Genomic DNA, 21,418 nt, shown 5'->3' with positions numbered 1-21,418 from the left:
ACGACGTCCGCGCCCTGCTCCACCACCTCCACCGTCACGCTGCCCTGCTCGGTATAGCGGATCGCGTTGGACACGAAGTTCTGCAGCACCCGGCGCAGCAGGCGCGCATCGGAGCGCACCCACAGCGCGGTATGGGGCACCGTGAACGCCAGCCCGCCCGCGCTCGCCAGCGGCGCGAACTCCACGCGCAGCGCCGAGAGGATCGCCCCGAGCGACAGGTCCGCGAACTCGGGCTGGATCGCCCCCGCATCGAGGCGCGAAATCTCGAACAGCGCTTCGAGCAAATCCTCGACCGAATCGAGCGCGGTGGATGCCTGATGCACCAGCGAGCGCGGCCGTTCGGCCATGGCCTGACCGTCCATCGCCGAAACGAACAGCCGCGCCGCATTCAGCGGCTGCAGCAGGTCATGGCTGGCGGCGGCAATGAAGCTGGTCTTGGAGCGGTTCGCCGTCTCCGCCTCGTTCTTTGCCTCGACGAGCTGGCGGTTCACCTCGACCAGTTCGGCGGTGCGCTCGGTGACGCGGCGCTCCAGCGTCTCGGCGGTCTCGGTCAGCGAGCGTTCGAACTGGATATGATCGGTCACATCATCGAACGTGAAGACCATGCCGCCGTTCTTGAGCGATACCGAACGGACGGTGAAATAGCGCCCGCGCATCGTGCAGTTGGCGACGACCCGCGCGCCGCCGCCCTCGCGCCAGTCGAGCGCTTCCACCCGGTCCAGCCCGCATTCGCCGGTGCACCAACCCGACAGCGCCTCATGCGTGTCGATGGCGGGACCGTCCTCGGCCAGCGCCAGCACCGTGAGCATGCCCTCGTTCCACGCCTGAAGCTGGCGCTGGGCGTCGAAAAGGCAGACGCCTTCGGAGAGCGTATCCAGCGTCGCCTGCAGCGCCAGGTTGCGTTCGGCCAGTTCGCGGGCACGCTGGCGGGCATCCTCGGCCTTGACGGTGGTGATGTCGGTATAGATGCCGACGGTGCCGCCTTCGGTCGTGCGCAGCTCGTTGATCTGGATCCAGCGGCCGTCGGCCAGCGCCTGCACGTGCGCGCCCTGCGCCCGCTGATGCTGCGCCATGCGGTCCTTGAGCCAGCGCTCGGGTGCCATGCGCGAGCCCATGGTGGCGCCGGTCTGCGCGAGGCGGCTGGCGAGTTCGGCGAATTCGGGCGCATCGCCCTGCACGCCTTCGAAATTGGGAAAGATCTTCAGGTAAGCGCGGTTGCACAGGACCATACGGTCTTCCGCATCGAACAGCGCGAAGCCGTCCGACAGCGATTCAATGGCATCGCGCAGCATCACGCGGGCGGCGGTGGCATCGCCATGAGCGGCGGCGAGCTGCGCATTGACCGTGTTGAGCCGCTCCAGCGCCACCTCCAGCGCGCCGGTGCGGTCGCGCACCATGGCGTCGAGCGAGATCGCCGTCTCGAACATCGAGAACGCCCCGCCCTGCATGTCGGTGGAGCGCTCCACCCGGTCCATCAGCGCGGCGTTGATCTTCTCCAGCTGCGCGATGCGGGCGCGCAGGCGGGCGGTTTCGGTGTCGCGGGTTTCGGGGTCAGTCAGGGCCATGATCGTCTCCCGACCTCACACCCACTTCGTTATTGCGAGCAAAGGGGCAAGGCATCGTCATGGCCGTGCCGGTTCATCCACCGCCCGCCCGATCGCCAGCCCGCTGAAGGTCTGGTTCATGTGCGCGGCCAGGAACTGCTCGCCGTACGTGCTGAACCCCAGCACGTTGTTCTCGACATAGATGTCGGAAACTTCGCGAAGGATCTGCCGGTCCTCGGCATCCAGCCGGTTGAGCACGCAGTCGAAGCCGATGATATGGTCGATCTCCCCCACCTTGCGCGAGACCGACTGGAACAGCTCGCGCATCCAGGTCAGCCGGTCCACCGGCTCGCCGATGGTCAGGACGACTCCGGTGTCGATCGCGCAGTAGAAGGTCAGCGAACCGTCGGGGTTCGCGCTCTGCACCGAGCGGACGTGGAACTGGCCGCCGGTGCGCACCATCGGCGGGTGCGCGGCGAAGAAGTGGACGTCGAGTTCCTCACCCGGACTGCCCGACAACCGCAGGTATTCCTCAGCGGCGGGGGCGGCGTTGATCTCGTAGACGGTGCGGGTTTCCGGGTCCGCCTCGGTGATGACCATCTTGGCCGGGCCGGGGCGGTAGTGGTTGGCGCAGAAGACGTGCATCGGGCGGCGGCTGGTCAGCACCGCGATCACTGCCGCGTCGGAGTGGAAGCGCCCCTCGTGCAGCACCGCCGTCTCTCGGAAGGACAGGCCGTCGCCGCTGGAGCCGCCGATCAGTTGGACGTCGCCCAGCGCATGCTGCGCGGTCATCGTCAGCAGTTCCTCGCGGTGCGACAGGCCGTCCACGAAGAACAGCGCCACCTGATGCAGATCGTCCGCCGCGCCGTGGTCCAGCCGCGCCCCCGCGACGAGCTGGCGGATCGCGCCCTGCGCGGTCACGGGGTCGAAGTTGTCGAGATCCTCGAACCGCAGCGAAGCCATCGAAAAGCCGGCAGCGGGAAAGCCGATCAGCAGCAGGCTGTCGGTGTCGTAACCCCGGCTGGTGAGTTCGCCCGCGCTGGTGCAGCCGATCAGCGGCACGCCCGGCAGCCTTGCGGTGAGCACGCGCGCCAGTTCCTCGCGCGGGTAGCGGTGCGAGCAGAACAGCAGCGCGCCTGCCAGTTCCACGCCGCCAATGGCCTCGACCAGTTCCGCGACGGCATCAGCCGGGTCCTGCGCGTGCGAGGCACAGGCCACCAGCGGGCGGTCACCGTCGTGAATCTGTGCTGCCATTCGCATGTCCCTCTCCTTCCGGCCGCCCTCTTCGGTGCGGTCCGTGACCCAAGCGCGAAAGTCTAGGCCGAACCGCCCCCACCGCCAAGCGCGTTCGCATCATCGCCCCGCAGTGGGTCACCTGCCGCTTCAAGCGCGGCGTTCTCCTCATCGGTGAAGATGCGGCTGCGCACGATGAAGCGTACGCCCTCAGGCGCCTCCAGGCTCATGCCCGAACCGCGTCCGGGCACTACATCGATGGTGACCTGGGTATGGCGCCAGTACTCGAACTGCGCCGCGCCGATCCAGACGCGGGTGTTGCCGATGAGCGAGCCGAGCAGCACGTCCTGCGCGCCGACGCGGAACTCGCCCTCGGTGAAGCACATCGGCGCGGAACCGTCGCAGCAGCCGCCCGACTGGTGGAACATCAGCGGGCCGTGGATGGCGCGCAGGCGCTCGATCCATTCCTCCGCCGTCGGAGTGGCGAGGATGCGGGCCGGGAGGCTCATGACGCCGAAAAGCGGCGGATGGCGCAAGGGCCATCCGCCGTTTCGAGGTATCCGGCGCCGTTATGGTGGCGGGACGCCGGGTTGAGAGCTCTTGGCGAACCCGCCACGATCAGAAGAAGCCGAGCTTCTTCGGGCTGTAGCTGACGAGCAGGTTCTTGGTCTGCTGGTAGTGATCGAGCATCATCTTGTGGTTCTCACGACCGATCCCCGACTGCTTGTAGCCGCCGAACGCCGCGTGGGCGGGATAGGCGTGGTAGCAGTTGGTCCACACGCGCCCGGCCTGAATGCCGCGGCCGATGCGGTAGGCTCGGGTTCCGTCGCGCGTCCACACCCCGGCGCCGAGGCCGTAGAGCGTGTCGTTGGCGATCTCCAGCGCCTCCTCGTCGGTCGAGAACTTGGTCACGGCAAGCACCGGACCGAAGATCTCTTCCTGGAACACGCGCATCTTGTTGTGGCCTTCCAGCACGGTCGGCTGCACGTAGTAGCCCTGCGCCAGTTCGCCATCATGCGTGGCGCGCTCGCCGCCGGTCAGGACCTTGGCGCCTTCGTCCTTGCCGATCTGGATGTAGCTGAGGATCTTCTCCAGCTGGTCGTTCGATGCCTGCGCGCCGATCATCGTTGATGCATCGAGCGGGCTGCCCAGCTTGATCGCCTCGACCCGCGCGATCGCCTTTTCGATGAAGGCATCGTAGATCGATTCGTGCACCAGCGCGCGGCTGGGGCAGGTGCAGACCTCGCCCTGGTTGAGCGCGAACATGGTGAAGCCTTCGAGCGCCTTGTCGAGGAAGTCGTCGTCGTGGTCCATCACGTCGGCGAAGAAGATGTTGGGGCTCTTGCCGCCCAGTTCCAGCGTGCAGGGGATCAGGTTTTCCGACGCATACTGCATGATGAGGCGGCCGGTCGTCGTCTCGCCGGTGAAGGCGATCTTGGCGATGCGCTTGTTCTGCGCCAGCGGCTTGCCCGCCTCGATGCCGAAGCCGTTCACAATGTTGAGCACGCCCGGCGGCAGCAGGTCTGCGATTACCTCGGCCAGCACCAGGATCGACATCGGGGTCTGCTCGGCGGGCTTGAGCACCACGCAGTTGCCCGCCGCCAGCGCCGGCGCCAGTTTCCACGCGGCCATCAGGATCGGGAAGTTCCACGGGATGATCTGGCCGACCACGCCCAGCGGCTCGTGGAAGTGGTAGGCGATGGTGTCGTGGTCGATCTCGGCGATCGAGCCTTCCTGCGCGCGCAGGCACGAGGCGAAGTAGCGGAAGTGGTCGATCGCCAGCGGGATGTCGGCGGCGGTCGTCTCGCGGATGGGCTTGCCGTTGTCGATCGTCTCGGCCAGCGCCAGCTTGTCGAGGTTGGCTTCGAGGCGGTCGGCGACCTTGAGCAAGGTGTTCGCGCGCTCGGTGGGCGAGGCCTTGCCCCAGGCGTCCTTGGCGGCGTGCGCGGCGTCGAGCGCCAGTTCGATGTCCTCGGCCGTCCCGCGCGCCACCTGGCACACGACCTGCCCGGTCACCGGCGAGATATTGTCGAAGTACTGCCCCTTGACCGGGGCCACCCACTTGCCGCCGATGAAGTTGTCGAACTTCTCGCGGATGAGCGACTCGCCCGCGAATTTGCCAATCGCCTGTTCCAACATCCCAAATCTCCGAACCTGACCCCCGTGGGGTTTCGACAGGCAATGTGAGCCGATGGGCGCGGCAGGCCAATTGTACCTTGGGACGATGCCCTTCGACAGGATCTGGGTGTGCGGTGGGGGCTTCGACAGGCTCAGCCTGAGCGGGATTTAAAGACCGGCTCTTAAAACCGCTCGGGCTGAGCCTGTCGAAGCCCCCTCGCGCAAGACGCAACCTCTGGATAACCCCCCGCCCCGCTTGCACCCCGCCCCCCGCTTTGGCACTAGCCCGGACGTGAGCGCGAACATCGTCATCGGCACCGCCCAGCGCGGGGAGCCGGTAGAGATCGACATCAAGGAACTCTTGGCGACCCGCCTGCTGGTGCAGGGCAATTCCGGGTCCGGCAAGTCGCACCTGCTGCGCCGCATCCTCGAAGAGAGCGCCGGGATCGTCCAGCAGGTGGTGATAGACCCCGAGGGCGACTTCGTCAGCCTTGCCGAGCAGTTCGGCCACGTCGTCATCGACGGCTCCGCCTATGGCGAGGCCGAGATCGCCCGCCTCGGCGCGCGCATCCGCCAGCACCGCGCCTCGGTTGTCCTCGCGCTCGACGAGCTGGAGATCGACCAGCAGATGAAGTGCGCCGCGCAGTTCCTCAACGCCCTGTTCGATGCCCCGCGCGAGCAGTGGTATCCTGCGCTCGTGGTGGTGGACGAGGCGCAGATGTTCGCCCCCGCCGCCGCCGGTGAAGTCTCGGAAGAGGCCCGCCGCGTCAGCCTCGCGGCGATGACCAACCTGATGTGCCGCGGCCGCAAGCGCGGTCTGGCGGGCGTGATCGCCACCCAGCGCCTTGCCAAGCTGGCCAAGAACGTCGCGGCCGAGGCCAGCAACTTCCTGATGGGCCGCACCTTCCTGGATATCGACATGATCCGTGCCGCCGACCTCCTCGGCATGGAGCGGCGGCAGGCCGAGACGATCCGCGATCTCGGGCGCGGGCAGTTCCTTGGCCTAGGCCCCGCGATCGCGCGGCGGCCGGTGTCGGTCAGTGTCGGCACGGTGCAGACCGGCGCGAAGTCGGTGACGCCGGGCCTCGCCCCGCTGCCCACGGCGACCACCGAGGAACTGCGCGAACTGCTGCACGACAATCTCCACGTCGAGCCGGATCGTCCCGAGTTCCACCGTCCCGCCCCGCGCGTCGACGATGCCGAGACGCTGGCCCGCCGCATCGCCGCGACCGAACTGCTCGAACCCACCACCGCGCAGGCCCGCGAACGCGAGCGTGAAAGGGAGCGCAACGAGCCCGGCGCCGAGGAAACCCGCGCGGCGATGATCGAGATCATGAACGTGATGGCCGAGGAGCCGGACTGCACGTTCCAGTCCGCGACCACGCTGTTCCAGGACTTCACCATCCGCTGCCGCATGAAGGGCATTTCCGTGCGCGGCCTCGACGCGACGATGTTCCGCCGGGGCTTCGCCGCCGCGCTGGCGGGAATCGAGAACCCCGACGACGCGCGCTGGGAAGACCTCATCAACCTGTCGAAGCACGTGCCCGACGATGCGCTGGCGACGTTCTATGTGATCGCCCGCGCCGCGATCGACGGCAAGCCGTGCCCGGACGACATGGACCTCGCGCGGATCTACGGCACCAGTTCGCCCCGCCGCGTGCAGCGTCTGCTCGACTATCTGGAGAAGGACGGGCTGATCGTGGTGCGCACCGATTTCTCGGGCAAGCGCTCGGTCGGTCTGCCCGATCTCGGCGTGACAACCGCGCCGGTCGAGGCGTAAGGTCGGGCCATCATGGCCGAGATCATCAACCTGCGCATGGCCCGCAAGGCCAAGGCCCGCTCCGCCGACAAGGCCGAGGCGGCGGCGAACCGCGCCCAGCATGGCCGCACCAAGGCCGAGAAATCCGCCACGCAGGCCGAAGTCGCGCGGATCGATCGCACCCTTGATGGGGCCAGACGGGAAGACTGATGCGCACCACGTATGACGACGCCAGCGTGCGCCTCTATCACCTCGACGGCGGAGCCGAGGGCGGCGCGGCGAACACGCTGTTCTACGGCCCGCTGTCCGAGGCGATGCGCATAGCCTCGCTACAAAGCGAGGACGTGCAGGACGGCCTGTTCCTCGCCACCGACAACGACGTGGTGGCTTACGTGGATCTGCTGGAAAGCTGAATTCGGCTGCGGGGACTTCGCCCCTTCGACAAGCTCAGGGTGAGCGGGGTTGGAGCAGGCCTCCCAATGGCAGGAGTAGTGCAAACCTCTCAATTCCGCTCAGGCTGAGCCTGTCGAAGCCCCCTCGATATCAGAACTTCGCCTGCACACCCGCCGCGACATAGTGATCGCCGACGTTCACCTTGCCCGAGAGGAACGGCGCCAATGGCATCGCGGCGGTGCCGTAGGCGCGCAGGTCGTTACCGATGAAACGCGCACCGAGACCAAGAGTGAACGACATCGGCAGCGTATAAGTCGCCTCCACCTTGCCGAAGATCTTGGTGCCCGAATTATCGCAATGACCGTCGCCGACCTGCTCGTCGTTGGAGCGGCGGAAGCACTGCGAGTTGTCCTCGTAGTACCCGTCATGGTCGCGCTTGTGGAAGAACGCGCCGACGGCCGGGGTGATCGCGAAACCACCGTCCTGGATCACCGGCACGCCGACGGCGAGTTCGCCGCCCCAGCTGCCTTCGGAGCGGGCGACATTGGCCTCGGCGGTGACGGTCGCCGCATTGGCGGAACTTGCGGCAAAAGCGCAGATGCCCGCGAGGGCGATCAGGCGGATCTTCATGGGCGGGGGACTCCCTGTATCCTTGGAAACGATGCCAATCGGCTAGATTCCACGCATCTTGCGGACAAGAGGCCCGGATTCGCCCTGCCCCGCTAAGGACTCGACCCGTCCGTTTTCACGCCTGGAACAGAACTTCGGTTCCCGAATGGACCATCTGTGCAAGGCGCGCCGCGTCCCAGTTGGTCAGGCGCACGCAGCCATGGCTTTCGGTGCGGCCGATCTTCGCGGGCTCGGGCGTGCCGTGGATGCCGTAGTGGTCCTTGGACAAATCGATCCATACCACGCCGACCGGGCCATTGGGGCCGGGGGCGAGGCGCTTTGCGGTATCGTTCTTGTTGGCGTCCCAGAACAGGTCCGGATCGTACTGGTAATCCGGATTGCGCGAGGTGCCCTTGATCTCCCACTTGCCGAGCGGGAGCGGATCATGGCCGCTGCCCGTGGTGACGGGGAATTGCGCGATGAGTTTACCTTGCTTGTCAAAGGCCTGCAGCGTGCCCTCGGACTTGTCGACGACGATCTTCTCGGCTGTCGGCTGATCGCCCGCGACGCCGAGGCGCTGCAGCGTGTCGGACCAGCCGCGCTCGTCACCATCGATCTTCGCGACGGGCACGTTGGCGATCGCGGGAACGCGCACCGTGGTGCCCGAACCGACTTTCGTGCCATGGCCGTTGAGCGCCACCAGCGTATCGGGGGTGGTATGGAAGCGCTCGGCCAGTGCCTCCGTCAGCGAGCGGTAGCCGAGATGGTCGAAGCCGGCCTGCTGGGAAGTCTTGGTCGGCAGGTTGCGCGTGAAAGGCCCACGCGCGAAAGCATCGGGGATCACCACCAGCCGCGTCGCCGCCATGTTCTGTGCGGGGAACAGGGCCTGCTGGGTTGCCGGATCGAGCTGTCCGCTACGGGGAAGTCCGCGCGCTTCCTGGAAGGCGCCGAGCGCCAGCTTGTAGGACTGCCCGTCCTTCCCGTCGATCACGCCGGGCGAGAACCCGGCACGGTCGAGCGCCACTTGCGCCCGCATCAGCAGGCTGTCGGCCGCCTCGGTCTCGCCGCCGCCGGGGGCATCGGCGAAAGCCAGAGTGTCGGAACTCTTCGCGGGAGCCTTCGCCTGTTCCGTCTGCGGCCCGCAGGAGGCCAGCAGCACGAAACACGAAAGGCTGAGGGGAACGAGACGTTTCAAGCATCACCCAAAGTTATGGTTCTGTTGCTTTGAAAACGCCCCGAAACCGGGAAAGCTCCGCAAACGAAAAGGGCGGCCCCGCGGGACCGCCCTTTTTCCGCTTGAAGTTCGGCGTGGCCGAACTTGCGGCACCGGCCCACTCCCCCACCCAGCCTCCCATCGAGGGTACACTAGTGGGAGGCCGGGTGGGGGAGTGGGCCGGTGCCGCGAAAATGCGCCTCAGCGCATTTTCACAGGACTAGCTATCAGCCTTCGCTGACGGTCGCCTTGACGATCTTGCCCGGCTCGCGCGGCGGCTCGCCCTTGGGGAGCGCGTCGACGTGCTCCATGCCTTCGACGACCTGACCCCAGACGGTGTACTGCTTGTCGAGGAAGGTCGCGTTGTCGAACACGATGAAGAACTGGCTGTTGGCCGAGTGCGGCGCGCTGGTGCGGGCCATCGAGCACACGCCGCGCACGTGCGGCTCGGCGTTGAATTCGGCCTTCAGGTCGGGCTTGGACGAACCGCCCATGCCGGTGCCGTTGGGGCAGCCGCCCTGCGCCATGAAGCCCGGGATCACGCGGTGGAACTTCACGCCATCGTAGAAGCCTTCGCCGGCCAGTTCCTTGATCCGCTCGACGTGGCCGGGGGCCAGGTCGGGGCGCAGCTTGATCTTGACGTCGCCGCCTTCGCCGTTGCCGGTGTCGAGCGAGAGTGTGAGAAATTCGTCAGCCATTGCCTGTCTCCATGAGGCCGGGCGCGATCGCGCCGGTAAACTTTGGCGCCCGATATAGGCGATGGCGCGGCAATGTCACGAGGGGGCGTGAACCGGCACCATGCCGAAGGGACTTCGACAGGCTCAGCCTGAGCGCGTTTGGGAGGTTTACACCACCTCCGCTCACCCTGAGCTTGTCGAAGGGTCACGGCTGAACTTGTCGAAGCCCGTGCAGTCCCGAGTGAGCATGGCAAAGCCCTGTTGCAATTGCGAGATAGCTGCGTAGACCGGCCCGCATGAGCGACGCGGACCTCAAGCACGACCCGATGGACCACACGGAAGACACCGTGCGTCAGGACGCGCCCGAATCCGAATCGCTGGACGAGGACAACCGCCTCAAGCCCGAATTCGTGCGCAGCGTCAAAGACGCGCTCGACGATGAAGACACCGATCGCGTCTACGACCTCGTCGAAGGGCTCCACCCCGCCGACATCGCCGACTTGTTCGAGCTGTTCGACGAACGCGAGCGCCTGACGCTGGCCGGCGCGATCCGCGACCTGATGGGCTCGGAAGTCATTGCCGAGTTGAACGACTGGGTCCGCGAGGCGCTGATGGAAGCGCTTCCGGCCGACGTCGTCGCCGAGATCGCCGAACAGCTCGACACCGACGACGCCGTCGCGATGCTGGAGGATCTCGACGAGGCCGACCAGCAGGCCGTCCTTGCCGAGATGGAGCCGGAAGACCGCGCCGCGATCGAGTCGGCGCTGTCCTACCCCGAAGAATCCGCCGGCCGTCTGATGAGCCGCGAACTCGTCGCGGTCCACGAATCGATGACGGTGGGCGATCTCATCGATTTCCTGCGCGAACATCGCGAATTGCCGACCGAGTTCTGGGAAGTGTTCATCGTCGATCCGATGCACCGCCCGATCGGCACCTGCTCGCTTTCGTGGATCCTGCGCACGCCGCGCAACATCCCGCTCTACGACGTCATGGCCCGCGACCAGACGCTGATCCCGGCCGACATGGATCAGGAAGAAGTCGCGCTGCGCTTCCAGAAGTACGCGCTGATCTCGGCGGCGGTGGTGGACCCTGCGGGCCGCCTGATCGGCCAGATCACCGTCGACGACATCGTCCACATCATTCAGGAAGAAGCGGGCGAGGACGCCCTGCTGCTGTCCGGTGCAGGCGACGGCGACATCAACGAGCCGATTCTGCTGACCGTGCGCGCGCGCCTGACTTGGCTCGTAGTGAACCTTGCGACGGCAATGCTGGCGGCCTCGGTCGTCGGGCTGTTTCAGGGAGCGATCGCGAAGTTCGCACTGCTGGCGGTGCTGATGCCGATCGTATCAGGCATGGGCGGCAACGCGGGCACGCAGACGCTCGCCGTGGCGGTGCGCGCCATCGCCACCAACCAGCTGACCGATTCCAATACCGTCAGGATGATCCTGCGCGAATTCCGCATCGCGCTGGCCAACGGCTTCGCGCTGGGCCTGCTGATCGGCGTGGGGACGTGGCTGATCTTCTCCAACCCGCTGCTGGGCGCCGTGATTGCCTCGGCGATGGTCATCAACAACCTCGTGGCAGGGCTGATGGGCATTCTGGTGCCGGTGACGCTCGACAAGTTCAACGTCGATCCGGCGGTGTCCTCGGCCGTGTTCGTGACGACGGCGACCGACACGATGGGCTTCTTCTCGTTCCTCGGCCTCGCGGTGGTGGTGGGGCTGGCCTGACGTCGTACTTGCGGCGGGGGCTTCGACAAGCTCAGCCTGAGCGGGTTGAGAGCAGGGCTTTAAACACCGCTCAGGCTGAGCTTGTCGAAGCCCCATCGGCAGGGCGCATGCAATGGCGATCTTTCATGCCCGACCGTAAGCGACTATCTCCCACCCATGCCGCTCAACATGACCAAGATCGCCTTCTCCGCCGAAAGCCCCGCCTCCCTGCGCGCATGGCTGGAAAGCAACCCGGATGAGGCGCTGATGACCACCCGCTATCTCCCCAAGCGGCACGAGGAGATGATCGGCGGCTCGCTCTACTGGATCTTCGAGCATGCGCTGATCGGCCGATCGCCGATCGTGCGGTTCTCGCAGCGCGAGGACGGCCGCTGGCACATCCACCTCGAACCGCGCCTGATCCCGGTCGTCACCCAGCCCAAGCGCGCGCATCAGGGCTGGCGCTATCTGACCGAGGAAGCCGCCCCGCGCGACCTTGCGGAAGGCGAGAGCGCAGGCGACGCGATGCCACCCAAGCTGGCACGCGAACTGGCGAAGCTGGGGCTGGTCTAGGTTCTGAATCGAGCGATCGCGGCCATCGCCTCGTCGAAACTGCGGTCCATCGCCGTCATCACCAAAGCCACGTCACCGCCCGTCAGCGCCCGGTTTCCGCGCGCTAGAACACCCATGATCCCCCGGCCACGATAGCGCGAGGGATCGCGCAGGTGCAGCATGATCATCTTCTGCCGTTTGTGCCGCCAGACCGTGACATCAACGATTTCGCGCCACGGGATCGTCCGGTCGGACCAGCGGGTCCAGCGGATGCCCTGCGCGTCGATGCGCATTTCCTCGTCACCTGCGATCAGCCGCCGGATGCCGCTAAGCCCGGCCAGCCCGAAGAACACGATCCCGAGCCAGCCGATGATGCGCGTCACCTCAGGCGAATGGCGCCCGAAAGAAGGCGGCGGACCGAATGCGCCCACCATCCAAAGCGCAATGGCTACGAAAGCAAACGCTCCAAGCACAAGCAGAACCACACGGCCCGGCGCGGGGTGTGCAACGAAAGCCCCGGTCATCCGCGCTCCACCCACCACTTGAGCAGCACATGCGCCACCGCGTGCTTCGGTGGCGCCCCGAAAGCGCGGCCCATCTCGCCCACGGCTACCGCTTCGAGCGCGTCGACGCATTCCTCGCGGGTGAACCAGCGCACGTCTTCCAGTTCGGTCTCGTCGATGACGATGGCCGGGTCGTCGGCGAAGGCGTGGCAACCGATCATCAGCGACGAGGGGAACGGCCAGGGCTGGCTCGCGACATATTCGACGTCACGCACGCGCACGCCCGCTTCCTCGAAGACCTCGCGCGCGACGGCTTCCTCGATCGTCTCGCCCGGCTCCACGAAGCCCGCCAGCGCCGAGTAGCGGTGCGCCGGAAAACGCGGCTGGCGGCCGAGCAGCAGCTTGCCGTCATGCTCGACGGTCATGATCGTCACCGGATCGACGCGCGGGAAATGCTCGGCGCCGCAACCGGTGCAGGAGCGCTGCCAGCCGCCCTTGGCCAGCACCGTGGCCGCGCCGCAGACTGCGCAGAAGCGGTGCCGCGAATGCCAGCCGACCAGCGCCCGCGCCCCGCCGTAAGCCGCGAGTTCGCCCGGCTCCAGCGTGTTCATCGCGTTCCAGCTCGGCGCCCCGGCGGCGGGAATGCCCGGCAGCACTTGCGCGAAACACCCGCGCTCCCCTTCGAGGCCGAGGAACACCAGTTCCGCATCGCCTTCCGCATCGGCGAGGCTGCCCCAGACGAGGCCGCCCTCCGCCGTCATCACCGGGTCGAGGCCGTCCAGCCTGAGCAGCCGCGCACTCGGCCCCATCAGTGCGGCGATGGCGTCCGGGTCGCCGCGCACGTGGTCGGCGCGGTCGATCGGCGATCCGCCGAATGCGATGGGGGCAGCGGGAGTAGTCAGCAGCACGTCAGTGTTTCTCCAGGATCGCCAGCACATCGGCCTTCAGGGCCTTCTGGAATTCGGGCAAGAGGTCGAAGGCGTTGGGCGGCATGAACTGCACGAAAATCTGTGAGCGCAGGCCCTGGGCCATGTCCACCATGCCCACCGTCCCCGCCGCGCCCGACCAGCCGTAGAGCCCGCTCTCCGCCCCCCGCCCGACGCGCCCTCCAGCGCCGAAGCCGCTGGGACCGCCGAACATCTCGGGCACGAGGACGCCGGGCGGGAGCAGGTTGGAGGTGCCCATCCGCACCGCGCTCTCGGACAGCACGCGCCCCCCGTCGATCATGCCCATCTGCGCCAGCATCCGCAGGAACCGGTCGTAGTCGCGCGGAGTGCTGACGAGACCCGCTCCGCCGAAGGGGAAGGCCGGCTTGTCGAGGTAGATCGAGGTCTCCCCCTCGTCGATGGGCGCCAGCACGCCGCCGACGGCCGCGTAATTGGTGGTGAGGCGATGGGCGTCGGCGGCCGAGACCCGGAAACCCGTGCTGGTCATGCCGGCGGGGCCGAAGATCGTGTCCTGAAGGTAGGCGTCGAACGGCTTGCCCGAGACCACCTCGATCACCCGCCCCATCAGGTCGAGGCCCATCGAATAGCTCCAGCGCGTTCCCGGATCGGCGACCAGCGGCACTTGCGCCAGCCCTCGCGCGAACAGGTCCAGTCCCTTGACCGGCTCTCCCCGAAACAGACCGGGCAGCTTCATCCGGCTGATCTGCCCGGCGACGAGGCCCTTGTCCTCCATCAGCGCCTTGATCGGCCCCTGCTGGATGATCGTGTAGCCGATCCCGGAGCTATGCGTGACCAGATGCCGCATCGTGATCGGCCGGGGCGCGGCGTGCAGCGCGGTGATCGAGCCGTCGTACTCGTCCTGCACCGTCATGTGCGCATATTCCGGCAGCACGTCCGCCACGGGCTGATCGAGGCCGATCCTGCCCTGCGCCACCAGTTCCATCGCCGCCATCCCGGTGATCGGCTTTGTCATCGAATAGATGCGGAACAGGCTGTCAGCGGTCACCGGATCGGCGTCGTTGAAGCCTTCCGAGCCACGCGCGACATATTCCGGCTCGCGCCCCGGCAGGCCCAGCGAGGCGACCATGCCGGGGAACTTGCCCGGTCCCACCCAGCGCTCGACGACCGCGCGGACCTGCGGGATAAGCTCCGGCTGCTGCGTCGCGCGCGCCAGTCTCGGCAGCATCGCCCCGAGCCCCGCAGCCGCCCCCATGCCCAGCAGCATGCGACGGTCCAGCGCGGCTTCGAGGCGATCGATCATGCGTCTTCCTTCTCGGCAAGAGCGAGCCGCGCGGCCCTGGCGAAGAGCGTGGGCAGCCCCGCCTCGTCGAGCCGATCAAGCGGCCACCATTCGCCATCTTCCAGCCCCTCGAACCCGTCACCGAGGTAAACCGCCAGGTTCAGTTCCAGCGCAAAGTGCGTGAAGACGTGGCCGACCTTGCCCGCGCTCTCCCATGGCCCGGTAAGCGGTCCCTCGCCCGAGCCGTCGATACGCGCCGCCCAGCCATCGTCGGGCAGCGCCCGCATGCCGCCGAGCATGCCGCTGCCGGGACGGCGGACCAGCCAGACTTCCGCTTCGTCCCGCTCGATCCAGAAGGCGCGGCCCTGACGCACGGCCTTGGCCTTCTTTGCCGCCTTTACCGGCAGCCTTGCGGGATCGCCCATGCGCCGTGCCTCGCAAGGCCCCGAAATCGGGCAGAGCAGGCAGCGCGGACTGCGCGAGGTACAGACGGTGGCGCCAAGATCCATCATCGCCTGCGCAAAGTCGCCCGCGCGGCGCTGCGGCGTGATGGTGTCGGCCTTTGCGCGGATACCGGGCCGTGAACCCGGCAGCGGCTCCTCGATCGCGAAGAGCCGCGAGACGACCCGCTCGACATTGGCATCGACGACCACCGCGCGCCGCCCGAAGGCGATAGCGGCGACTGCGGCAGCAGTATAAGCTCCCAGTCCCGGCAGAGCGCGCAAGCCTTCCTCGGTATCCGGAAACCGCCCGAGCCGCGCCACTTCACGCGCGCAGGCCAGCAGGTTTCGGGCGCGGGCATAGTAGCCGAGGCCCGCCCATGCTGCCATGACCTCCTCGTCCGCAGCCGCCGCGAGCGCCTGCACGGTCGGCCAGCGCATAGTGAAGGCGGCAAAGTAGTCCTTCACCGCCGCAACCGTCGTCTGCTGGAGCATCACTTCCGACAGCCAGACCCGGTACGGATCGGGCGCGGGCGTGCCCGGTGCGGCGCGCCACGGCAGGGTGCGCGCGTGCGCATCGTACCAGTCGAGCAGCATCGCCGCGATTGCAGTATCCGAACTGGCGTCCATGCCGCCGCTATGGCATTGGATCGCGGGCAATGGAACGGAATAGCGGCAAATCCCCCGGTGAATCGAAGCCACGTCCCGCCAAGGGCAAGACGGGCCTCAAGCAGTTCGAGCGTATGCGCGGCGGACAGGCGCGGCAGATCTCGGACCTGATGCCCGAAGTCGGCCGCACCGCCTTCCGGCGCTTCGGCTTCGTGCAGTCGAGCGTGGTGTCGCGCTGGCCGGAGATCGTCGGCGCCCGCCACGCCCGCGTCTGCTCGCCGGAATCGATCCGTTTCCCGCCCGGAGAGAAGAGCGACGGCATCCTCCAACTGGTCGTCGTGCCCGCTCATTCGCCGATGATCCAGCATGTGATCCCCGAGATCATGGACCGGGTGAACCGCTTCTTCGGCTACCAGGCGGTCGCCAAGGTGAAAATCCGGCAAGGCGAGGTTAAGCCGCCTGTTGCCACGCAGCCGCGCCCGTCCGCGCCGCCTTCGCTGAAACCGGTGCCGTTCGAACTTGGGGAATCGCTGCGCGACATCGGCGACCCGGAGCTTCGCGCGGTGCTCGAATCGCTGGCGCGCAGCATGGGCGCCGCCGAACACAAGCCTGACAGTCAGGAAGACAAGTGATGACCAAGACCGTCTTTCGCGCCGTGGCGCTTGCCGCCTGCGCCGTTCTCAGCATGGCCGCCGCTCCCAAGGGCGCCGCGCCCAGGAAGGGGCTGCCCCCCGCCTCCACGAACTGGACCGCTGCCACCGCCGTCACCGCCGACGGCAGCCACCGGCTCGGCAATCCGGACGCGCCGCTCAAGCTGGTCGAATACGTCAGCTACACCTGCCCGCACTGCGCACACTTCCACAAGGAAGCGGACCCCGTGCTGCGCCTGACGATGGTGCCCAAGGGCCAGATCTCGGTCACGGTGACCAACTTCCTGCGCAACCCGATCGACCTCACCGTGGCCATGCTGACCAACTGCGGCGATCCCAAGCGCTTCTTCGTGCGCCACAACGCCTTCTTCGCCTCGCAGGACAAATGGCTCGCCAAGGCCGAGGCGACCAACCGCGAACAGCAGCAGCGCTGGTATCAGGGCGATTTCCCCGCCCGCATGCGCGCCATGGCCAGCGATCTCGGCTTCTACGACCAGACCGCTTCGTGGGGCCTCAGCCGCGCGCAGACCGACCAGTGCTTCGCCAACACCGCAATGCTCGACAAGCTCAAGGGCCAGCAGGGCGAAGTGCAGGCGCTCGGCCTGCAGGGCACGCCCAGCTTCACGCTCAACGGCGACCTTCTCGACGGCCACGACTGGGCGACGGTGTCCAAGGCGATCACCGACAAGCAGGCCCAGCAGCGCGCGGGCAATATCTGATCCACGAGCCCACCCCCGGCCCCTCCCGCATGCGGGAGGGGAGCGAGACTTGGCAGCTTGCTGCCTAGTCGCAGCGGGGTGGGCGTCCCAACACAACGCCGCACTTGTGGAATACCCCCGTCCACGCTTCGTTTTCCCCCCTCCATGGGCTAGCCCTGTGACAAATCCACACGAAGGATTCGCCTCCCGATGACTCGCACCCGTTTCCGCACCATCGCCCTCGGCCTCGTGGTCGCCCCGCTTGCCCTCGGCCTCGCCGCCTGCGGCAAGAAGGACGAGCCCACCGCCGGTGCCACCTCGGGCGCCCCGATCGCCAAGATCGCCGCGCCCGCAGGCAAGTCCTGGGCCGACACGATCGAGAAGACCGCCGAGGGCGGCTACCGCATGGGCAACCCGAACGCCCCGATCAAGCTGGTCGAATACGGCGCCCTTAGCTGCTCGCACTGCGCCCTGTTCGCACAGCAGAGCTTCGAGCCGCTGCGCGACGACTACGTCGCCAGCGGCCGCGTCAGCTACGAACTGCGCTATTTCATGCTCAACGCGCTCGACATTCCGGCCTCGCTGCTGGCCGAATGCGGCTCGACCGAGGCGGTGATCCCGCTCAGCGAGCAGTTCTGGGCCTGGCAGCCCAAGATGTTCGAGAACATGCAGGGCGCCGACAAGGCCAAGCTCGCCGCGATCGACGCGCTGCCCAAGGAAAAGCAGCTCGCCGCCATCTCCGAGGTCGCCGGCATGACCGACTTCTTCGCCTCGCGTGGGATCGCCCGCGATCAGGCCGCCGCCTGCCTTGCCGACACCACCAAGGCCAAGGCGCTCGCCGACCAGACGCAGAAGGCGAGCGAGCAGTTCAACGTCACCGGCACCCCCACCTTCATCATCAATGGCAACAACGTCGGTTCGATGGAGTGGAAGGAACTGGAGCCCAAGCTCAAGGAAGCAGGCGCGCGCTGACCGGCGTGATCGCCTGACCCGACCTCGATGCGCATCCACCGGCTAAAGCTCAGCGGCTTCAAGAGCTTCGTCGAGCCCGCCGAACTGCGCATCGACCCAGGGCTGACCGGCGTGGTCGGCCCCAACGGTTGCGGCAAGTCCAACCTGCTCGAAGCGATCCGCTGGGTCATGGGCGAAAGCTCGCCCAAGTCGATGCGCGGCGGCGGGATGGAGGACGTGATCTTCGCGGGGACGGACAAGCGCCCGCCCCGCGCCTTCGCCGAAGTCGTACTGAAGGCCGACACCGCGCCGAATGCCGAAGGCGTGCGAGACGAACTCGAAGTCGTCCGCCGCATCGAGCGCGGCGCGGGCAGCGCCTACCGCATCAACGGGCGGGACGTGCGCGCCAAGGACGTGGCGCTGATCTTCGCCGATGCCGCCACCGGTGCGCACAGCCCGGCGCTCGTCAGCCAGGGCCGCATCGCCGCCGTCATCGCCGCCAAGCCCGCCGAGCGCCGCGCCATGCTGGAAGAGGCGGCGGGCATCGCCGGCCTCCACGTCCGCCGCAAGGACGCGGAGCAGCGCCTGCGCGCCACCGAAGCCAACCTCGCCCGTCTCGACGACATCATGGCGGGCCTCGACAAGCAGGTCGGCACGCTCCGGCGGCAGGCCAAGGCCGCCGAACGCTACAAGGCCCTGACCGACCAGATCCGCCTTGCCGAAGCCCGCGTCGTCTTCGCCCGCTGGCGCGAGGCCGCCGCCGCTGCCGATGCGGCACGCAAGGAAGCGCAGGCTTCCGAGGAGCGCGTCGCCGTGGCGCAGACGCTCGCAGTGGAAGCCCAGAGCCAGCAGGCCGCCGCAGCCGAGACGCTGGCGGAGGCCCGCGACGAACTCGCCGACCGCCGCGACGATGCCAATGCGCAAGGCCACCGCATGGCGACGCTGACCAGCCAGCTCGAAGCCGCCGAGCAGCGCCTCGCCGACCTTGACCGCCAGCGCACCCGGCTGGAAGAAGACCGCCACGACGCCGACCGCCTCACCCGGGACGCCGCCGAAGCCCTCGCCCGGCTGGAGCGCGAGTTGTCCGAGGGCGAAAAGCAACTCGCCGCCGATGAGGCGCAGCGCCCGCGTTTCGCCAACATGGTGGACGGCGCCGAACAGGCCAGCCGCGCCGCCGAACTCGATCTCGCGCAGGCGACCGCGAAACAGGCGGGCGTCGAGGCCGAATGGCGCATCGCCGAAGCCGAGCTAACGCAGGCGAAGGCGCGGCAGGCCCGCGTGGCGCAGGACGTCGCCCGGATCGAGGCGCAAGTCGCCGCCCTGCCCGACCTCGGTGACCTCGAGACCGCCATCGCCGCCGCCCGCGCCAAGGCAGAGGAGGCCAGCGCCGCCCTCGCCCGCTCGCGCGAGGGGCTGGAGGACATGCAGGCGCGCAAGACCGCGCTACAGGCCGACCGCGACGCCGCTGCCTCGGCGCTGGCAGGCGCGCGCGCCGACCTCACCGGCATCGAACGCGAGCACGCCGCCCTCGTGCGCGATCGCGAGGCACGCGCGAAGGGGGCGAAAGCCGCGCATGGCCTGCCCGTTGCCATCGACGCAGTACGCGCCGCGCCCGGCTACGAACGCGCGGTCGCCGCCGTGCTCGGCCGCGACGCCAAGGCCCCGCTGGGTGCGGTGCCGAACGCCGACGGCCGCTTCTGGACCGGTGCCGAAGCCCCAGCTCCGGTGGCGGACAGCCTCGCCGCGCATGTCGCGCAGTGCCCGCCCGAACTCGCGGCCCGCCTCGCGCTGGTCCATGTGGTCGAGACGGACGACGCGCGCGCGCTGAAACCCGGCGAATGGCTCGTCACGCGCGCGGGCGTGCTGCGCCGCTGGGACGGCTTCGTCGCACGCGGCGAAGGCGCGGCCGAAGCCGCAAGGCTGGAAGCGGAGAACCGCTTCGCCGAACTCGACGCCAAGCTGCCCCCCTTGCGCGCGGCCGTCACCGCCGCCGAAGCACGGCAGGCCGCCGTGCAGCAGGAATTGGCCGACCTCTCCTCCCGGGTGATTTCTGCCGAACGCGCCATCGCCTCGGCGGCCGAGGCCGAGCGCAGCGCCTTGCGCGCCGTCGATCAGGCCGAGGATGCCCGCGCTCGCCAGCAGGCCCGCCGTACCGAACTCGACGCGACCCTCGCCGAAACCGCCGACCAGCGCAGCGGCGTGGACGCCGAAGTCGCCGCCGCCGAGGCGAAACGCGTCGCGCTACCCGATCCCGCCACTGGCCGCGCCGAACTGCAGGACGCACAAGCCCGCAACGGCGAGGCGCGCTCCGCCTTGCAGCACGCGATGGCGACGCTCGCAGGCCACGATCAGGCCCTCGCCGTCGCGCGAGAGCGCACCACCACCCAGCGCGCCGACATTCGCGGCTGGCAGGCGCGCTCGGGCGACGCCGCCAACCGCCTCGCGCAGATGGCCGGACGGTTGGAGGAGATCGAGACCGAACGCGCGATCATGGCCGCCAAGCCCCCCTCGCTGATGACCCAGATCGAACAGGGTGAGGCGATCCGCGTGCGCCTCGGCGATGAACTGGCGAAGGCAGAAGCAGCGGTAAACGCCGCCACCGAAGCCGCGAAACGCGCCGACACCGCGCTCTCCGCCGCGCAGGAAACCCTCGCCGCCGCGCGCGAAGGCCGCGCCGGAGCCTCTGCCCGCGCCGAGCACGAGGACCAGCGCCGCACCGAAATGAACCGCCTCTCGGGCGAGCGCTTCCAGTGCCCGCCGCCGGTCCTGCCCGAGCGCTTCGCCTTCGCACCTGCCGAAGTCGGCGGCGCCGAGGCTGAAGGCAGCGGCATGGACCGCCTTGTCGCCGAGCGCGAGCGCATCGGCCCGGTCAATCTCGTCGCCGCCGACGAACTCGCCGAAGCCGAAGCGCAGCTGGGCCTCTCGGTCAGCGAGAAGGCCGAACTGACCGAAGCCGTAAACCGCCTGCGTGGCTCGATCGGCAACCTCAACCGCGAAGGCCGCGAACGCTTGCGCGCCGCCTTCGAGGCGGTGGACGGCCATTTCCGCCGCCTGTTCCAGCAGTTGTTCCAGGGCGGTCAGGCGCACCTCGCCCTCGTCGATTCGGACGATCCGCTGGAGGCCGGTCTCGAAATCTACGCCCAGCCGCCGGGCAAGCGCCTGCAATCGCTCACCCTGCTTTCGGGCGGCGAGCAGGCGCTGACGGCGGTGGCGCTGATCTTCGGCCTGTTCCTGACCAATCCCGCGCCGATCTGCGTACTGGACGAAGTCGATGCCCCCCTCGACGACGCCAATATCGAACGCTTCTGCGACCTGCTCGAAGCGATGACGAAGGAAACCGACACCCGCTACCTCGTCGTCACCCACAATGCGGTGACGATGAGCCGCATGCACCGCCTGTTCGGCGTGACGATGGTGGAAAAGGGCATCTCCCGCCTCGTCAGCGTGGATCTGGGCGGCGCGGAGGAACTGCTGGCGGCAGCGGTGTGAGGTTGACCGGCGGGGTTTTTGTAGTTACTTTAATTTAACTGGCCCATCGTAGCCGATCCAACGATCACCGTCCGCAGACGCTGG

General features: G+C 67.9%; 20 protein-coding genes. 9 read left to right on the top strand and 11 right to left on the bottom strand.

Features of this window, described 5'->3' with window-relative positions; genetic code table 11:
• From HWN72_RS01365 to adh, 4 genes are all read right to left on the bottom strand, one after another.
• The coding region (locus tag HWN72_RS01365; protein ID WP_211149577.1) for a PAS domain-containing sensor histidine kinase at positions 1 to 1,565 on the bottom strand (1,565 nt) is incomplete at its 3' end.
• A 57-nt stretch (positions 1,566 to 1,622) separates the two neighbouring features.
• Positions 1,623 to 2,798, bottom strand: a complete 1,176-nt coding sequence (locus HWN72_RS01360) for an FIST N-terminal domain-containing protein (protein WP_008832867.1) — start codon at positions 2,796 to 2,798, stop codon at positions 1,623 to 1,625.
• Positions 2,799 to 2,860: 62 nt separating this feature from the next.
• The gene (locus HWN72_RS01355; RefSeq protein ID WP_211149576.1) at positions 2,861 to 3,286 is read right to left on the bottom strand and encodes a DUF779 domain-containing protein; all 426 of its coding nucleotides are present in this window, start codon (positions 3,284 to 3,286) and stop codon (positions 2,861 to 2,863) included.
• 109 nt (positions 3,287 to 3,395) lie between these two features.
• The gene (gene adh, locus HWN72_RS01350) at positions 3,396 to 4,916 is read right to left on the bottom strand and encodes an aldehyde dehydrogenase (protein ID WP_211149575.1); all 1,521 of its coding nucleotides are present in this window, start codon (positions 4,914 to 4,916) and stop codon (positions 3,396 to 3,398) included.
• Positions 4,917 to 5,187: 271 nt separating this feature from the next.
• Here adh and HWN72_RS01345 point away from each other — a divergent pair, with 271 nt between their 5' ends.
• The 3 genes from HWN72_RS01345 to HWN72_RS01335 are packed head-to-tail and all read left to right on the top strand — an operon-like array spanning position 5,188 to position 7,067.
• Entirely contained in the window at positions 5,188 to 6,675 is a 1,488-nt protein-coding gene (locus HWN72_RS01345; protein WP_211149574.1) for an ATP-binding protein, read from the top strand.
• A gap of 12 nt (positions 6,676 to 6,687) precedes the next feature.
• On the top strand, positions 6,688 to 6,864 hold the full coding sequence (locus HWN72_RS01340; RefSeq protein WP_211149573.1) for a DUF4169 family protein: 177 nt from the start codon (positions 6,688 to 6,690) through the stop codon (positions 6,862 to 6,864).
• Complete coding sequence (locus tag HWN72_RS01335; RefSeq protein ID WP_008831012.1) at positions 6,864 to 7,067, top strand: hypothetical protein; 204 nt, start codon at positions 6,864 to 6,866, stop codon at positions 7,065 to 7,067. Before HWN72_RS01340 ends, HWN72_RS01335 begins: the two co-directional genes overlap by 1 nt.
• Positions 7,068 to 7,197: 130 nt before the next feature.
• Here HWN72_RS01335 and HWN72_RS01330 read toward each other — a convergent pair whose 3' ends face one another.
• The 3 genes from HWN72_RS01330 to HWN72_RS01320 all read right to left on the bottom strand — a co-directional run bounded on the left by HWN72_RS01330 (position 7,198) and on the right by HWN72_RS01320 (position 9,567).
• Positions 7,198 to 7,677, bottom strand: a complete 480-nt coding sequence (locus tag HWN72_RS01330) for a hypothetical protein (RefSeq protein WP_008831011.1) — start codon at positions 7,675 to 7,677, stop codon at positions 7,198 to 7,200.
• Positions 7,678 to 7,792: 115 nt separating this feature from the next.
• A complete protein-coding gene (locus HWN72_RS01325; protein WP_211149572.1) occupies positions 7,793 to 8,851 on the bottom strand; it encodes a L,D-transpeptidase family protein in 1,059 nt (352 codons plus the stop codon).
• Positions 8,852 to 9,096: 245 nt separating this feature from the next.
• A complete protein-coding gene (locus HWN72_RS01320) occupies positions 9,097 to 9,567 on the bottom strand; it encodes a peptidylprolyl isomerase (RefSeq protein ID WP_008831009.1) in 471 nt (156 codons plus the stop codon).
• 305 nt (positions 9,568 to 9,872) lie between these two features.
• Between HWN72_RS01320 and mgtE the strand changes: the two genes are divergently transcribed.
• Positions 9,873 to 11,276, top strand: coding sequence for a magnesium transporter (gene mgtE / locus HWN72_RS01315; RefSeq protein ID WP_231958240.1), 1,404 nt, complete (start codon positions 9,873 to 9,875; stop codon positions 11,274 to 11,276).
• Between the two features lie 156 nt (positions 11,277 to 11,432).
• Positions 11,433 to 11,828, top strand: a complete 396-nt coding sequence (locus HWN72_RS01310; protein ID WP_211149571.1) for a DUF1489 family protein — start codon at positions 11,433 to 11,435, stop codon at positions 11,826 to 11,828.
• Here HWN72_RS01310 and HWN72_RS01305 read toward each other — a convergent pair.
• The 4 genes from HWN72_RS01305 to HWN72_RS01290 are packed head-to-tail and all read right to left on the bottom strand — an operon-like array spanning position 11,825 to position 15,567.
• Positions 11,825 to 12,331, bottom strand: coding sequence for an STM3941 family protein (locus HWN72_RS01305; protein WP_211149570.1), 507 nt, complete (start codon positions 12,329 to 12,331; stop codon positions 11,825 to 11,827). The genes HWN72_RS01310 and HWN72_RS01305 overlap by 4 nt on opposite strands.
• Positions 12,328 to 13,248, bottom strand: coding sequence for an NAD(+) diphosphatase (gene nudC / locus HWN72_RS01300; RefSeq protein WP_211149569.1), 921 nt, complete (start codon positions 13,246 to 13,248; stop codon positions 12,328 to 12,330). Before nudC ends, HWN72_RS01305 begins: the two co-directional genes overlap by 4 nt.
• Complete coding sequence (locus HWN72_RS01295) at positions 13,220 to 14,518, bottom strand: serine hydrolase (RefSeq protein WP_211149568.1); 1,299 nt, start codon at positions 14,516 to 14,518, stop codon at positions 13,220 to 13,222. The genes nudC and HWN72_RS01295 overlap by 29 nt, the downstream gene beginning before the upstream one ends.
• Positions 14,515 to 15,567 carry an A/G-specific adenine glycosylase gene (locus tag HWN72_RS01290; protein WP_211149567.1) on the bottom strand — a complete coding sequence of 351 codons (1,053 nt, stop codon included), beginning with the start codon at positions 15,565 to 15,567 and terminating at the stop codon, positions 14,515 to 14,517. Before HWN72_RS01290 ends, HWN72_RS01295 begins: the two co-directional genes overlap by 4 nt.
• A gap of 29 nt (positions 15,568 to 15,596) precedes the next feature.
• Between HWN72_RS01290 and HWN72_RS01285 the strand changes: the two genes are divergently transcribed.
• The 4 genes from HWN72_RS01285 to HWN72_RS01270 all read left to right on the top strand — a co-directional run bounded on the left by HWN72_RS01285 (position 15,597) and on the right by HWN72_RS01270 (position 21,334).
• A complete protein-coding gene (locus tag HWN72_RS01285) occupies positions 15,597 to 16,178 on the top strand; it encodes a DUF721 domain-containing protein (protein ID WP_211149566.1) in 582 nt (193 codons plus the stop codon).
• The gene (locus HWN72_RS01280) at positions 16,178 to 16,915 is read left to right on the top strand and encodes a thioredoxin domain-containing protein (protein WP_008831001.1); all 738 of its coding nucleotides are present in this window, start codon (positions 16,178 to 16,180) and stop codon (positions 16,913 to 16,915) included. Before HWN72_RS01285 ends, HWN72_RS01280 begins: the two co-directional genes overlap by 1 nt.
• A gap of 189 nt (positions 16,916 to 17,104) precedes the next feature.
• Positions 17,105 to 17,866: a thioredoxin domain-containing protein gene (locus tag HWN72_RS01275; RefSeq protein ID WP_211149565.1), complete on the top strand. Its 762-nt coding sequence runs from the start codon at positions 17,105 to 17,107 to the stop codon at positions 17,864 to 17,866.
• 27 nt (positions 17,867 to 17,893) lie between these two features.
• Positions 17,894 to 21,334, top strand: a complete 3,441-nt coding sequence (locus HWN72_RS01270) for an AAA family ATPase (RefSeq protein ID WP_211149564.1) — start codon at positions 17,894 to 17,896, stop codon at positions 21,332 to 21,334.
• Positions 21,335 to 21,418 lie beyond the last annotated feature (84 nt).

Source organism: Novosphingobium sp. HR1a, assembly GCF_015594425.1.
GTDB lineage: Bacteria > Pseudomonadota > Alphaproteobacteria > Sphingomonadales > Sphingomonadaceae > Novosphingobium > Novosphingobium resinovorum_A.
Note: the sequence above shows the minus strand (reverse complement) of the source record. Positions and strands in the feature narration are given on the sequence as shown.

What these genes read in the sequence shown, in the direction of transcription:
- HWN72_RS01360 (WP_008832867.1), bottom strand. Translation starts at nt 2,798, where the DNA reads ATGGCAGCACAGATTCACGACGGTGACCGCCCGCTGGTGGCCTGTGCC.
- HWN72_RS01355 (WP_211149576.1), bottom strand. Translation starts at nt 3,286, where the DNA reads ATGAGCCTCCCGGCCCGCATCCTCGCCACTCCGACGGCGGAGGAATGG.
- adh (WP_211149575.1), bottom strand. Translation starts at nt 4,916, where the DNA reads ATGTTGGAACAGGCGATTGGCAAATTCGCGGGCGAGTCGCTCATCCGC.
- HWN72_RS01340 (WP_211149573.1), top strand. Translation starts at nt 6,688, where the DNA reads ATGGCCGAGATCATCAACCTGCGCATGGCCCGCAAGGCCAAGGCCCGC.
- HWN72_RS01335 (WP_008831012.1), top strand. Translation starts at nt 6,864, where the DNA reads ATGCGCACCACGTATGACGACGCCAGCGTGCGCCTCTATCACCTCGAC.
- HWN72_RS01330 (WP_008831011.1), bottom strand. Translation starts at nt 7,677, where the DNA reads ATGAAGATCCGCCTGATCGCCCTCGCGGGCATCTGCGCTTTTGCCGCA.
- HWN72_RS01320 (WP_008831009.1), bottom strand. Translation starts at nt 9,567, where the DNA reads ATGGCTGACGAATTTCTCACACTCTCGCTCGACACCGGCAACGGCGAA.
- mgtE (WP_231958240.1), top strand. Translation starts at nt 9,873, where the DNA reads ATGGACCACACGGAAGACACCGTGCGTCAGGACGCGCCCGAATCCGAA.
- HWN72_RS01310 (WP_211149571.1), top strand. Translation starts at nt 11,433, where the DNA reads ATGCCGCTCAACATGACCAAGATCGCCTTCTCCGCCGAAAGCCCCGCC.
- HWN72_RS01305 (WP_211149570.1), bottom strand. Translation starts at nt 12,331, where the DNA reads ATGACCGGGGCTTTCGTTGCACACCCCGCGCCGGGCCGTGTGGTTCTG.
- nudC (WP_211149569.1), bottom strand. Translation starts at nt 13,248, where the DNA reads ATGTGCTGGCGATCCTGGAGAAACACTGACGTGCTGCTGACTACTCCC.
- HWN72_RS01295 (WP_211149568.1), bottom strand. Translation starts at nt 14,518, where the DNA reads ATGATCGATCGCCTCGAAGCCGCGCTGGACCGTCGCATGCTGCTGGGC.
- HWN72_RS01290 (WP_211149567.1), bottom strand. Translation starts at nt 15,567, where the DNA reads ATGGACGCCAGTTCGGATACTGCAATCGCGGCGATGCTGCTCGACTGG.
- HWN72_RS01285 (WP_211149566.1), top strand. Translation starts at nt 15,597, where the DNA reads ATGGAACGGAATAGCGGCAAATCCCCCGGTGAATCGAAGCCACGTCCC.
- HWN72_RS01280 (WP_008831001.1), top strand. Translation starts at nt 16,178, where the DNA reads ATGACCAAGACCGTCTTTCGCGCCGTGGCGCTTGCCGCCTGCGCCGTT.
- HWN72_RS01275 (WP_211149565.1), top strand. Translation starts at nt 17,105, where the DNA reads ATGACTCGCACCCGTTTCCGCACCATCGCCCTCGGCCTCGTGGTCGCC.
- HWN72_RS01270 (WP_211149564.1), top strand. Translation starts at nt 17,894, where the DNA reads ATGCGCATCCACCGGCTAAAGCTCAGCGGCTTCAAGAGCTTCGTCGAG.